General features: G+C 38.8%; 14 protein-coding genes and 1 pseudogene. 11 read left to right on the plus strand and 4 right to left on the minus strand.

Annotation, left to right across the window (positions count from 1 at the left end; all coding sequences use genetic code 11):
• Nucleotides 1-39 precede the first annotated feature (39 nt).
• The 6 genes from JI666_RS15175 (at nt 40) to JI666_RS15200 (ending at nt 5,713) form a co-directional block, all read left to right on the plus strand.
• A complete protein-coding gene (locus JI666_RS15175; RefSeq protein WP_206893344.1) occupies nt 40-390 on the plus strand; it encodes an IDEAL domain-containing protein in 351 nt (116 codons plus the stop codon).
• 70 nt (nt 391-460) lie between these two features.
• The gene (locus JI666_RS15180) at nt 461-877 is read left to right on the plus strand and encodes an RrF2 family transcriptional regulator (protein ID WP_206893345.1); all 417 of its coding nucleotides are present in this window, start codon (nt 461-463) and stop codon (nt 875-877) included.
• Between the two features lie 70 nt (nt 878-947).
• Nucleotides 948-1,448, plus strand: a complete 501-nt coding sequence (locus tag JI666_RS15185) for a Crp/Fnr family transcriptional regulator (protein ID WP_206893346.1) — start codon at nt 948-950, stop codon at nt 1,446-1,448.
• 110 nt (nt 1,449-1,558) lie between these two features.
• Nucleotides 1,559-2,194, plus strand: a complete 636-nt coding sequence (locus tag JI666_RS15190) for a nitroreductase family protein (protein WP_206893347.1) — start codon at nt 1,559-1,561, stop codon at nt 2,192-2,194.
• 124 nt (nt 2,195-2,318) lie between these two features.
• A complete protein-coding gene (locus JI666_RS15195; RefSeq protein WP_206893348.1) occupies nt 2,319-4,061 on the plus strand; it encodes an ABC transporter ATP-binding protein in 1,743 nt (580 codons plus the stop codon).
• 116 nt (nt 4,062-4,177) lie between these two features.
• Nucleotides 4,178-5,713: an FAD-dependent oxidoreductase gene (locus JI666_RS15200; RefSeq protein WP_211201529.1), complete on the plus strand. Its 1,536-nt coding sequence runs from the start codon at nt 4,178-4,180 to the stop codon at nt 5,711-5,713.
• Between the two features lie 341 nt (nt 5,714-6,054).
• Here the strand turns inward: JI666_RS15200 and JI666_RS15205 are convergent, their stop codons facing one another.
• The 4 genes from JI666_RS15205 to JI666_RS21950 are packed head-to-tail and all read right to left on the minus strand — an operon-like array spanning nt 6,055 to nt 8,739.
• Complete coding sequence (locus JI666_RS15205; RefSeq protein WP_206893349.1) at nt 6,055-7,281, minus strand: MFS transporter; 1,227 nt, start codon at nt 7,279-7,281, stop codon at nt 6,055-6,057.
• Nucleotides 7,282-7,334: 53 nt separating this feature from the next.
• Nucleotides 7,335-7,769 (minus strand): MBL fold metallo-hydrolase, encoded by a 435-nt coding sequence (locus JI666_RS21790; protein ID WP_286170860.1) that lies wholly within the window; start codon nt 7,767-7,769, stop codon nt 7,335-7,337.
• A gap of 17 nt (nt 7,770-7,786) precedes the next feature.
• Entirely contained in the window at nt 7,787-8,062 is a 276-nt protein-coding gene (locus tag JI666_RS21795) for an MBL fold metallo-hydrolase (protein ID WP_286170861.1), read from the minus strand.
• A 17-nt stretch (nt 8,063-8,079) separates the two neighbouring features.
• Nucleotides 8,080-8,739 (minus strand): ArsR/SmtB family transcription factor, encoded by a 660-nt coding sequence (locus tag JI666_RS21950; protein ID WP_206893350.1) that lies wholly within the window; start codon nt 8,737-8,739, stop codon nt 8,080-8,082.
• A 322-nt stretch (nt 8,740-9,061) separates the two neighbouring features.
• On the opposite strand from JI666_RS21950, the gene JI666_RS15220 reads away from it, so the two are divergent.
• The 5 genes and pseudogenes from JI666_RS15220 to JI666_RS15235 all read left to right on the plus strand — a co-directional run bounded on the left by JI666_RS15220 (nt 9,062) and on the right by JI666_RS15235 (nt 13,011).
• Nucleotides 9,062-10,264: an MFS transporter gene (locus JI666_RS15220; protein WP_206893407.1), complete on the plus strand. Its 1,203-nt coding sequence runs from the start codon at nt 9,062-9,064 to the stop codon at nt 10,262-10,264.
• Nucleotides 10,265-10,408: 144 nt separating this feature from the next.
• Nucleotides 10,409-10,828: pseudogene (locus tag JI666_RS21810) on the plus strand (GNAT family N-acetyltransferase).
• 639 nt (nt 10,829-11,467) lie between these two features.
• Nucleotides 11,468-11,659 carry a hypothetical protein gene (locus JI666_RS15225; protein ID WP_206893351.1) on the plus strand — a complete coding sequence of 64 codons (192 nt, stop codon included), beginning with the start codon at nt 11,468-11,470 and terminating at the stop codon, nt 11,657-11,659.
• The gene (locus tag JI666_RS15230; RefSeq protein WP_206893353.1) at nt 11,646-12,404 is read left to right on the plus strand and encodes a cytochrome c biogenesis CcdA family protein; all 759 of its coding nucleotides are present in this window, start codon (nt 11,646-11,648) and stop codon (nt 12,402-12,404) included. Before JI666_RS15225 ends, JI666_RS15230 begins: the two co-directional genes overlap by 14 nt.
• A 13-nt stretch (nt 12,405-12,417) precedes the next feature.
• Nucleotides 12,418-13,011: a peroxiredoxin family protein gene (locus tag JI666_RS15235; RefSeq protein WP_206893356.1), complete on the plus strand. Its 594-nt coding sequence runs from the start codon at nt 12,418-12,420 to the stop codon at nt 13,009-13,011.
• The last annotated feature ends 31 nt before the right edge of the window (nt 13,012-13,042 follow it).

A 13,042-nucleotide genomic window follows, 5' to 3' on the forward strand; every position in this document is an offset into this window, starting at 1 on the left:
GGAACACAAACTAGTCTTCCAAATTAGGAGGGAGAAAAAATGATGAACCAACTACATCAGCAATCTCAGTATCAAAAAGGTGATTGGGTAACAGGAAAATCAGTCCATGATGAATTAATTCATGGTTATGTAGAATCAGTTAATAACTATCTTGGAACGATTAAAATATTCGTTCTTGAATGTGATAATCCAGAAACAGTAGGGAAAACAATTGAAACTTTCCAGAATCGTATTTCCCAGCTTGAAGAGCCTGACTTTGAAAAAGATGAATCATATCTTTTAAACTTAATTGAAGTATCATTAATTACGAAAGATAAAGAATGGTTTATGGAACTTTCGGAGCAACTTAACCAACTTCGAAATGAATTAGAGGAAGTCATTCCCTGTTAAAATTTTCTTGCCAGCTATAAATGGAATACGGTAGGATGGAAGTGGAAGAAAGTGTTGGGAGGAACTGCAATTGAATAGTGATTTTACTCTCGCCGTGCACAGCCTGGCGTTGCTTGCAATCAAGCCAGGACAAATGGCAACAAGCGACTACCTTGCTGGAAGTGCTTCAGTCCATCCCGTTCGTATGAGGAAAATTCTTAGTTTACTCAAAAAAAGCGATTATATCGCTTCAAAAGAAGGCGCTGGCGGTGGTTTCACCCTAGCCTGTCGAGTAGAAGATGTTACGCTTGATAAGATTTATAATCTAACATCTGTTGGGGCCCTTAAACCAAAGTGTCCTGAATCAAACGAATATTGCCTCGTAGGAGCGAATTTGTCTAGTGTACTTGGCGACATATTTACAGATGCTGAGAATCATTTAACAGCATTTTTGCAACAATACACGATTCGTGATATTATTCAAAGTCTAAAACAAAAACAATTGTAATCGATTGTTTTTGTTTATTATTCAAACTGTAACAAAAATAATTTCAATAATTTATTGGGGGTGAGCAGACATGAGTATAGGTCTGGCGGAAAGAAATGTTGAAAGTAAATTGAACATGAAAGATTGGAACAAGTTAGAACGTTCTGGTCAGAAGATGAAAAGAAATGAAGCTAGAATGCTGATTAAGCCAGAACATACAAATCGCGATGTTTACATTATCAAAAAGGGAAGTGTGGCGATTTACCATGCCGACAACATGGAAACACCACTCGCGGTGCTTGGAGCAAATGATGTTTTAGGAAACCGTTCCATTTTTGTCCATCAAAATTTGTATGCAAAAACAATTACTGATGTTGAGCTCATTCGACTCGATCAAACAGCCTATCGTGCTTTATATCTGGCCTATCCGGAACTCGCAATTAAGTTAACAACCGAGCTTTCAAGATTGAAGTTAATTATTGATTTTCCTGAACGAAATGCAAGCTCGTTCTTAAAACAAGTTAGAAGTGGTTTTCAAAATTGGATCAACAAGACCACAAGCAAAAAGGGAAGATACTGCCACAATTGCTAAGGATTTTTGGTTCAAAACTGTAAATAAATATGTTACATTATGTTCGTGGATGATAGCAGTGACTGTTAACTGGAGTAAAAGACATCATAGATAGCTAAAGGAGAGAAATTATGTCTGTAGATACGCAAGAAAAACAAAGTGTATTGGAAGTTATGAAGGATCGACATTCTGTAAGGAAGTTCGAGAAAGGTGTTAAGATTCCTGAAGAGGTAATGGATGAAATGTTAAATGCTACTATTGAAGCACCTTCATCATGGAATCTACAACATTGGAAATTCTTAGTGATTGAAAGTGAAGAGCAGAAAGAAAAGTTGCTTCCGATTGCGTTTAATCAGCAACAAATCGTTGATAGTTCAGCAACAATTGTGATTCTAGGTGACACCGAAGCTAACCTTCATGCAGAAGAGATTTATGGACAAGCTGTTGAACTAGGCTTTATGGAAGATGCTGTGAAAGAAGCGCTTGTTGGCCAAATCAATGGTGCGTATGAACGAGAAGGATTTGCATTAAGTGAAGCAATCAAAAACAGTTCACTCGCAGCGATGCAGCTAATGCTAGCAGCAAAAGCAAAAGACTACGACACAGTTGCAATGGGTGGATTCAATCCGGTTGCACTCGTAGAAGAGTTTAACATTCCATCACGTTATGTACCAACTATGCTCATTTCTGTTGGTAAAGCAGCGGTTGAAGCTCATGGAACTGCTCGCTTTCCACTAGAACGTGTCGTTGTTAAAGAAAGCTTCTAAATCGAACACATGATTAAACAAGGGAGGGGGAAACCCCTTCCTTATTTATGTATAAAAAAGCGTTATATGTTATTGCTAGAGAAATACAGCTATACTAGTGAGAGTGGATCAAGGGGGAACTGGTATGAAAGAAAAGAATACAGAAAAACGGATGAATTGGCGCGATCTTTCCAAACTAATACGTGATACAAAACCTTCAAAGCTTTTAGTTTCAGTTGCGATTTCTATGAGCGTAGTTGGAACCATTGCAGGTTTAATTGTACCTTTCTTCACCAAGAATTTAGTGGATCAGCTTTCTGCTAATTCACTTTCATCAAGTGTCATTGGCTTATTAATCGCTGCCTTTATCATTCAAGCTATTTTCTCTGGTCTCTCCATGTATCTTCTTCTATATATTGGTGAGACGGTAGTAGCTCGTCTGCGTGAGCGTTTAATGAACAAAGTTCTATCACTTCAGTTAGCCTATTTTGATAGCAATCGCGTAGGTGATACAACGAGTCGCATCGTAAATGATACAGGTGTGATTAAAGATTTAGTATCAAACCACTTAATAAATTTACTAACTAGCACTCTTTCCATCGTAGGTTCAATTGGTATACTTCTCTATCTTGATTGGAAGCTAACAGCGATTTTACTTGCAGTTGTTCCAATTATGATGATCGGTATTCGTTTCATAGGAAAGCGAATGTATAAAGTGTCTAAGGGACTTCAGGAAGAGACAGCTAAATTTACAGCAACGATTACTCAGGTCCTTTCAGAAATGCGTCTTGTGAAATTCTCTATGGCAGAAAATGTTGAAGAGGAAAATGGAAAGCAAGGAATTAACAACGTTTTCTCATACAGTATGAAAGAAGCAAAAATATACGCGTTATTGATGCCCCTTATGACCTTATTACTAATGGGTGTCCTCGTTATTATTGTAGGGTATGGCGGCGTACGAGTCTCAATGGGAGAGTTATCTGCAGGTGAACTTGTTGCTTTCTTGCTATACCTCTTCCAAATTATCATCCCCTTTAGCTCAATGGCCCGTTTCTTAACTGCCATTCAGAAAGCTATGGGTGCAACAGAACGCCTTCAAGTTCTTCTACAACACGATAGCGAAGAACGAACAAGTGGTGATGAAGTGGTCGATCCAGCTCAATCGCTTACTTTTGACGAGGTTGAATTTTCTTACGGAAAAGAAACAGTACTTAAAGGGGCATCTTTCAACGTTCAACCTGGCAAAGTTACAGCTATAGTTGGTCCAAGTGGAAGTGGGAAAACGACGACCTTTTCCTTGATTGAGAGATTCTATAAACCGCAAAAAGGATCCATTACGCTTGGTGGGAAGGATATTCATACCTTCTCGCTTCAATCATGGCGTAAGCACATCGGGTATGTATCACAAGAAAGTCCTCTTATTGGAGGATCTATACGAGAAAACATTTTATACGGATTGGAACATACCGTATCAGAGCAAGAATTAAAAGACGCAGCAGAGCAGGCCTATGCCCTTCCTTTCATTATGGAGCTTCCAGAAGGGTTTGACACTGAAATAGGTGAGCGTGGAATTAAGCTTTCGGGTGGCCAGCGGCAGCGTATTGCCATAGCAAGAGCCATTGTAAGAAATCCTTATATTTTGCTATTGGATGAGGCGACGTCAAGTCTCGACAGCACTTCGGAAATTCAGGTTCAACGGGCACTAAATAATCTTATGGACGGGCGAACGACCATTGTTATTGCACACCGACTTTCTACAGTTGTCCACGCTGATCAAATTCTAGTAATCGAAAATGGGGCAGTTTCAGGAAAAGGAACGCATGAAGAACTTATTGTAGATAGCAGGCTTTACAAAGCATTAGCTCAGCAACAATTTCAAATCGATTAGAAGTTTTAATAATCCCTTTAAAAGATACAAAGTTAAAGACCTTTTTTATGTACACGGAATGAATCACTCTTAAATGGTAAAAATAGGAGAGTTGATCCTTTAAGGAGGTTTTCCTATTGAAACCGAGTAAAGAATGGCCAGATGTTCCTGAACCGATCTGGCAAGTTAATAAGAAACTCACTTCTCACCCGGCTCTTAATGAAAATATAGAGACAGATGTTGTCATTGTAGGTGGCGGAATAACGGGCATTACATCTGCTTATCTTCTTGCAAATGAAGGGATAAGAGTTGTTCTTCTTGAAGCAAATCATATTCTAAACGGAACAACCGGTCATACAACAGCCAAAATCACTGCTCAACATGACCTCATTTATGATGAATTCTTAAATCACTTCGGCAAGGAAAAGGCACAGCAATACTATCAAGCAAACACAGAAGCTATACAGTTTATTAAGCAAACGATTGAGAAAAATTCTATTTCATGTACATTCTCTGAAGAAGATGCTTATCTCTATGCCACGACTCCAGAATATGCAAGAAAGCTAACGAACGAGATGCGGGCTTACCAACAGCTTCGCATTAATGGGGAGTTCGTAAATAGCTTGCCAATTGATTTGTCAATTAAAGCTGGAATTGTCATGAAAAATCAAGCTCAATTCGATCCTGTTGCCTATTTATCCCCACTTGTTGATCTATTTCTAGAAAAGGGTGGGCAACTATATGAACAAACAGTAGCAATCGATGTTCAGAAAGGGACTAAACCAGTAGTTGTGACAAAAAATGGGTCAACTGTGACAGCTAACCACGTACTAGCATGCTCACATTTCCCATTTTATGACGGAAATGCTCTCTATTTTACCCGAATGTATGCTGAAGCTTCTTATGTCCTAGCTGCTTCTACTAAGAAGGACTTTCCTGGTGGCATGTACTTAAGTGCTGAAAATCCTAAGCGATCGCTAAGGAGTCATACCTTTAATGGTGAAAAGCTTGTACTTTTTGGTGGTGAAAGTCATAAAACCGGTCAAGGTAACAGGTTAAGCGATCACTACAAAGCGCTTAAGTTCTTCGCAGAAGAAACGCTTGGCGTTAAAAAAGTCGCCTACAGATGGTCAGCAGAAGATTTCTATACACTAGATAAACTGCCATACATAGGACCTGTGACAGAAGAACAGGAAAATGTATTAATCGCGACGGGATTTCATAAATGGGGCATGACGAATGGTACAGCTGCCGCGCTTCTTTTCCGAGATTACGTTCTAGCAAACCGTAACCCTTATATGGATTTGTTTATTCCTTCAAGGTTCTATGCTGATCCGAGCATGAAAACATTCTTGGTGCAAAATGCTGATGTGGCTGGACATTTTGTTAAAGGGAAGCTATCCATTCCTAAGAAAAAAATATCAGAGTTAAAGGAAGATGAAGGAGCGGTTATTCGCATTAACGGGAAGAGAGCTGGAGCTTACAAAGATTCAGAAGGTTGTATTCATCTCGTCGATACGACATGTACTCACTTATATTGTGAGGTTGAATGGAATGATGGTGATCGAACATGGGATTGCCCATGCCATGGATCTCGCTTCGGATATGATGGAAAAGTTATGGAAGGTCCAGCAGATAAACCGCTTACTAATTTATCAGACGAACTTAGATAGGTACGAGGTTATATAAAAAATCATTACATGTAGAAAGTTTCACTTCGTTTGCGAATAAGCAGTTCAATTTAGGAGTACAAAAACTCAGTTTGTATCCATAATTGAATTGCTTTTTTTTGTATATAATTCCTTCTGCAATTACATATTTCAAGAAAATGCAAATATAATTTTAATTTCAAGTGAATTGGTAATTATATGGTATTATTTAGACGGAGCGTTGTTCAATTAAAGGGCAGGTTTCTGGAAGACTCAGTTTCGAGATAATGATCATTCATTCGGGAACTTAAAGAAGCACGCTCCCTCCAATTTTCTAGGTGAGCATGCTTTATACTTCAACTCATTTAAGTCTTCGCTTGAAGCGTTTCTTTCATTTTCGTCCAGGCTATGATGCCGGATATAAACGGAAGGATGGCGATAAGGCCTATGGCCCAATTGACATTAATTATATCTGCAACGAATCCTGCAATTAATGCCCCAAAGGCGTATCCACTGTCTCTCCAGAACCGATAAACTCCCATGGATGTTGCGCGCCATTCTGGGTGAGCCACATCGCTTATTGAAGCAAGAATCGTCGGATAAACCATGGCAGTTCCTATCCCTAGTAGGGCTGAACCAATTATCCATAAAGAATAGGTATTTACGACTAAAATAAACCACAACGATAATGCTTGCACAAACATTCCGGGTACAATCAGTTTTTTTCGTCCTATTTTATCGCTCCACACACCGGTAAATAACTGGAATAATCCCCAGGCTCCTGGATAAATTGCTACCACTGTACCAATCTGTCCGACACTTAACCCGCCGGTAGTAAGGAAAATCGGGAAAAGCCCCCAGGCCATTCCGTCTTTTAAGTTCGTTGTCAGTCCAGCCAAGCTGTTGCTTGCTAAATCAGGGTTTTTCCATGACGTACGCTTGAAAACTTCCCAAGTGGAAACAGGATCAGACTCTACCTTGTGTTGTTTAGCCTGTGTTTTCACATGTTGATCCGTATTTTTGACAATAAGAGATAAAATAAATCCAACGATGACGAGTGCGATTCCAATATAGAAAGGTTCCGGACTTAAAGAATAAGTAGAAGCAACATACCCCGAAACGGCTGCCATGATTGCAACACCGATATAGCCAGCGAATTCGTTAAAACCGACGGCTAAACCTCTCTGGGTTGATTTAGCGAGATCTACTTTCATGTTAACTGTCATCGACCAAGTGAGCGCTTGGTTAATCCCTAAAAAGATGTTTGCGACAATTATGACCCACCAAGCATGAGCGAAAATAACCATGATTGGAACGAAAAATCCGATTCCCCAACCTAAAAGAAGCACTTGTTTTCTTCCCATCCGATCGGCTAGATCACCTGCAAAGAAATTGACGAACGCTTTTGAAAAACCAAAGCTGATAATGAAGGATAGGGCTGCACTCATGGATGCTAACCCGAAACGTTCTTCACCTATAATCGGTAGAATGGTTCTCTCTAAACCGACCATCGATCCGACAAATAGGTTAATGACCACTAATAACACAAATTGAACAATGTTTTCTCTGACACCTACTTGAACATTTCCCAAATGATATCCCTCCTTAAAAAGAACCTGATCGACTCATCAGGTTCTTTAGTCTGTTATTTACCTTGATTCGTTTTACGTGTCTCCTTGAAGTTTTCTGGTTGAAGAGGCACTTCTTCAGTCATATATTTGATAAGTTCCTCTTTGTTTTTCATTTGTAAAGCGTGGTTAAAACGCTTTTCAAATCCCACGGTTGAGGCGGGTTTTCCACTTAACTTACGTCCGCATACGGAACCGGAAAACGCACCTGGATAAAGTTCGATATAATCATCTAGACTCGTGAATTTTTGAAGGCTTTCATAAAGATTCGCTGCACCTTCTTCAAGAGAAGAGGCAAGTTCCGTACGTCCAGCATCTCCGACCATTAACGTGTGCCCTGTTAATACAAACCATGGATCATCACCTCTCGTCGTATCTGTAACAAGAATGGATAAATGTTCAGGCGTGTGACCGGGTGTGTGTAAGAAAGTTAACTTCGTGTTCCCTGCCATAAGTTCTTCACCGTCTTCTACAGCATTAAATCATAATTTGTATCCGCAGAATCATGGAGAACATACTTTGCTTCACTTTTTTCTGCTAAAAAACGTCCTCCTGAGATGTGATCGGCATGAAGGTGAGTATCAATGACATACTCAATATTCATTCCTAAACGTTTGGCTTCTCTCATATAGAAATCAACTTCTTCTTGTAACGGGTCTACAACAACTCCTGAAGCTTTACTACCGCAGCCAAACAAATAGGAAGCTGGGATAGGATTTGTGTGCATATATTGACGAAATAGCATTTCAATTCCTCCTTGAGTTAGTGGGTTAAATTTTCTTTGTGCTGGTTCCATTCATGAATACCTGCGTCTAAACGTGCTGCTTCAAAGCCTTCTAACTTCAAAAACTCTACGGCTTCTGTTGCATAGACACAGTACGGGCCACGGCAATAAGCAATCACTTTCTTATTCTTTGGAAGGTCACAGATATAATCATTCAATTCTTCCATAGGAATAGAAATCGCTCCATCAAGGTGTCCATTTAAATATTCTGCTTTCGGTCGGACATCAATCAAAACGTGGCTTTCCTCTTCCTTACGTTCTGCCCATTCTTCCAGCTCCAGCGTTTCTAACTCATCGCCTCTCATAATAAAGTCTTTACGTAGAAGGTTGACATCAGCAATTTGCTCTTCAGCAATGGATTTTATGGAGAATAGAAGGTCCGTTACTTTAGGGTTTGCAAGTTGATAAATGACATGGTTTTTTTCTTTTTTATAAATCACTAAACGAGCTTCCAGTAGTGCTTGTAAGTGTTTAGATGTATTGGCCATTGACATTTTTGTTTCCTTAGATAATACTTCGACAGATTTCGGTGATTGAGAAAGTAAATCCAGTAATTCTAATCGCTTAGGACTGGATAACACCTTACCAATACGAGCGAATTCATTATAGATCGTATCTTTGAATGATCTTGCATCCACTTTTAAATCCTCCTCCTTCTTATATTGTGCTATTTAACTGAATGGTTGAATAATATCATTTTGAAATAGGTTTTGTAAAGAACAATGAATGAGGAGAAATGACGATGAGGTTTATCAGTGTCATTGACAATTGTTTCATTTCACTCTATTATACAACTATTCAATTGTTCAGTTAAATATAATAAAGGGTGTGAAATTATTCTTGTTGGGTTTTTGAAAAGGTATCTTTGGATGGTGAAAAAAGGGGAAGGTGTTTGATGTGTCCGTTAACAAACATGATAAAGTTCAAGATTACATAGCTTCTCCGGATAAATTACAAAAGATGTATAGAAAAGTATTAGTTGTTGTGAGTATATCGCAAATTTTTGGAGGTGCAGGCCTGGCCGCGGGGATTACGGTAGGGGCTCTTTTAGCTCAACAAATGCTCGGTTCTGATGCTTTTGCGGGGGTTCCAGCAGCTTTATTCACTTTAGGATCTGCGGTAGCAGCACTAATTGTGGGAAAACTCTCTCAGCGGTATGGACGTCGCACAGGTCTAGCGACAGGTTTTATTGTAGGAGGGCTTGGTTCGGTTGGGGTGGTTTTTGCAGCGATATTTAATAGTGTCATTCTCTTATTTGTTTCCCTTTTAGTCTATGGGGCTGGTACAGCAACCAATTTGCAAGCTCGTTATGCAGGGACAGATTTAGCAAATCCAAAACAACGAGCGACAGCCATAAGTATTACAATGGTTATGACAACATTTGGGGCTGTGGCGGGTCCGAATCTAGTAGACATTATGGGTGGAATTGCTCTTTTTATTGGAATTCCAGCCCTTGCAGGTTCATTTATTTTATCTGCTGCGGCTTATATCCTGGCTGGTCTTGTCCTTTTTATCATGTTGCGTCCGGACCCACTGGATATCGCAAAAAGGATAGCAACTTATAACCAGGAGAATAAGCAAAACAATGATACGGATCTTGTTGACAATAATTTAAACAAAAAGGGGCTTGCTGTCGGCGCTACGGTTATGGTTCTAAGCCAAACTGTTATGGTCGCAATCATGACTATGACACCTGTCCATATGGAACAGCATGGTCATGATTTGACAGAAATCGGTATTGTTATAGGCTTTCATATTGGAGCCATGTATCTTCCGTCCCTTATAACAGGTATGCTTGTTGATAAAATAGGACGAACAGCTATGAGTATAGCATCTGGTATCACTTTATTATTGGCTGGCTTATTAGCAGCTTTAGCACCTAGTAACTCTGTTATTCTTTTAATTATCGCTCTTTCTTTACTTGGATTAGGGTGGAATTTTGGATTGATCAGCGGCACTGCTCAAATTGTTGATTCGACAATGCCTGCCACTCGTGCGAAAACTCAAGGAACACTTGATGTTTTGATTGCATTAGCAGGTGCTTCCGGAGGTGCTCTGTCGGGGATGGTAGTAGCCAATACAAGTTTTGTGACATTATCTATAGGGGGAGGGCTTTTATCACTAGTTCTTATACCTGTTGTGATTTGGTCTCGCCGCAGTTAAGATAAATAATCGTCAAGTGCAACAAAGGTGATAAAGAAGTGGTTATGTCAATGTAGTTTATTTTGACATTGAGACTTCCAGATAATCAGAGTGAATGTGAGTTTAGAGACAGATATCTCAATAAATAGGGGAGTGATTTCAAATATGAACATAGTAGATCAATGGAAACAAGAAGATAGTGATTTTATTAGAAAAAAAGTGATTGAACACAATATGAAGGAGATACCACAAGAATTTTAGACTCCAAATGAAGATGTTATTTTTGTACTCAAAGATGAGTCTGGAAATATCTATGGAGGAATTAATGCAAACATATTCTGGCATCATATGCACATAGAGTTTTTATGAGTAAATGAAGATCTTAGAGGGTAAGGTTTTGGGCGTGTATTTCTAGAAAAAAGTTGCAGATTTATATATTTAGATACATTTAGCTTTCAAGCTCTTGAGTTTTATAAACAAAATGGATATGAAGTTTTTGGTACTATAGAGGATCATCCTAAGGATTTAATCAGAATTTCTTACATAAGAGGTACGATAAATAGTAATCTGATGATAGGAGTATGAAGAATACCACCATAGATATCTCGAATTCGAGTCATCAAGATGACCGGAGCGAGAAATAGATATATATTATTTGACGCTTACCTTTATTGTATATTTTATTTATTTTCATCAAATCTTCATACTAACCTAGTAAAATAAGTTCCTAGAGATAGTTAAATGGAGGAACATTGAATGGTGAGTGCAGACAAATTAATATCAGTTGGCATGATTGGCTTAAGTATAATGGTTGGGCTTGTTACCTTTTACATCATAAGTGATTTATCGAAGCAAAAAAGAAGAGAACATATAGAAGGCATGATTTCACAACTAATTAATTTTATTATTTATCTTTGGATTGGAAAAATCATGAACAATTTTTTGGTTTTTATCAAAGATCCATTAGCCATATTGGCTTATCCAAGTAGTTCACATGCCTTTTATTTAGCTATACTAATTAGCCTTCTCATAAGTGTTGTAAAGTCCATATACTCACATAAAGTGGAGCGTAATTTTATAGAATCTCTTTTGTTCGTTTTATTAGTAACCTCGTTTGTGTATGAATTTATCCAAATAGTTTGGAATAACAATTCCTTCGCTATTGGATCTTTAGTTGTATCTTGTATTCTCCTAATCATATTCATGAGTAGCCGTGGGAGGATAGTGGAATCAACTCTAATGTTCGTGATGACAACGTTGGGGTCCGTAGGAATGTTTCTAGTAGCTTACATCCAGCCGATTACAACTGTGTTTGGTTATATTATGATGCCATGGTTTGTAGGTGTATTTTACGTTATTAGTCTTTCAATAATCATGATTAAGAAAAAAAGGAGAGAGAGTCGTGGTTGGAATTGAATCAGATACAGCTCTACTTGTAGGATTGTTTCTGGCAATGGGAGCTGGCGCTTTATCATTTTTGTCACCTTGTGTGTTGCCAATTTTTCCTGCTTATCTGTCGTACATAACTGGAATAAGTGTGAAGAAGTTGCAAGGAAATAAGAATTCAAAGATACGTAGGCAGTTAGTGAGCCATTCTCTATTCTTCTTATTAGGGGTCTCACTTGTTTTTATTAGCTTAGGTGCTGGGGCATCATTGTTAGGGCAATGGGTTCAAACGCTACTGCTTGGTGGCTCTGGCTTATTGATTCAGCGTATTGCAGGAGTTTTCATTATCGTCATGGGGATGTTTGTCGGAGGATGGATTACAATTCCTGCCTTAATGAAAGAAAAGCGTCTTCGTTATACAAAAAAACCGGTCGGCTACCTTGGTACGTTTTTTGTAGGACTTGGTTTTGCTGCTGGTTGGACGCCATGTATCGGACCTATTTTTGGATCGATCCTATTATTGGCAGCAAGTAATCCGGCGCATGGCATGATTTATACTGTCATGTATGTTATTGGATTTTCTTTACCATTTATTTCCTTGACGTTCTTTCTTGGTTCCACGAGGTGGATCGTTCGACATAGTCAGATCATTATGACGATCGGTGCTGTCATCATGATCCTTATGGGACTGGTATTATTTTTTGGGCTATTGCCTCGTATTACAGGCTTTTTGCTTGAATTAGTGAAAAATACATGGTTATCAGAATTAGGATAAAGGAGAATGACAAATGAAAAAAGCAATCTTTATTATCGTGGTTATCGGTATGCTCGGCTGGGCTGTATATGATTCTATCAGTTCAACTGATGCTACCAAAGAAGAAGAGAAAGTTAGTAATAATACTATGAATTCTACCCAGTCATCCCAAGATGGTGATGGGGAGGTCAAGGAATCAGAAGAAGTTGGAATAAAAGAAGGTCAGATTGCGCCTAACTTTAAATTGCAAACACTAGATGAAGAAACCGTACAACTATCTGATTATAGAGGGGAACGAGTCATCATAAATTTTTGGGCTACGTGGTGTCCTCCATGTAGAGCAGAGATTCCTGACTTTCAAAAGTTGTATGAGAAAAAGGATGTAGAGATCTTAGCAGTAAACCTCACTGAAACAGAGGAAAGCACTGAAGAAGTCAAAGGGTTTATAAAAGAATTTGGAATGACCTTTCCAGTTCTTATGGATGTGAGTTCTGATGTTTCTACTACCTATCAAGTGCGTGCTTATCCAACCTCATACATGATTGATTCAGATGGTCGCATACAGTTCGTTGCGATGGGTGCGCTAAATTATGACCTCATGGTACAGGAATATGAAAAGATGAATTAATCTATTCATATAGTACAATAGGCAAGAGGTG

Source organism: Bacillus sp. NTK071 (assembly GCF_017303315.1).
In the GTDB taxonomy this organism is placed as follows: Bacteria; Bacillota; Bacilli; order Bacillales; family Guptibacillaceae; genus Guptibacillus.

Excerpts from the sequence above, each read along its gene's own strand:
- JI666_RS15175 (WP_206893344.1), top strand. The coding sequence starts at position 40 with ATGATGAACCAACTACATCAGCAATCTCAGTATCAAAAAGGTGATTGG.
- JI666_RS15185 (WP_206893346.1), top strand. The coding sequence starts at position 948 with ATGAGTATAGGTCTGGCGGAAAGAAATGTTGAAAGTAAATTGAACATG.
- JI666_RS15190 (WP_206893347.1), top strand. The coding sequence starts at position 1,559 with ATGTCTGTAGATACGCAAGAAAAACAAAGTGTATTGGAAGTTATGAAG.
- JI666_RS15195 (WP_206893348.1), top strand. The coding sequence starts at position 2,319 with ATGAAAGAAAAGAATACAGAAAAACGGATGAATTGGCGCGATCTTTCC.
- JI666_RS21790 (WP_286170860.1), bottom strand. The coding sequence starts at position 7,769 with ATGGCAGGGAACACGAAGTTAACTTTCTTACACACACCCGGTCACACG.
- JI666_RS21795 (WP_286170861.1), bottom strand. The coding sequence starts at position 8,062 with ATGCTATTTCGTCAATATATGCACACAAATCCTATCCCAGCTTCCTAT.
- JI666_RS15220 (WP_206893407.1), top strand. The coding sequence starts at position 9,062 with ATGTATAGAAAAGTATTAGTTGTTGTGAGTATATCGCAAATTTTTGGA.
- JI666_RS15235 (WP_206893356.1), top strand. The coding sequence starts at position 12,418 with ATGAAAAAAGCAATCTTTATTATCGTGGTTATCGGTATGCTCGGCTGG.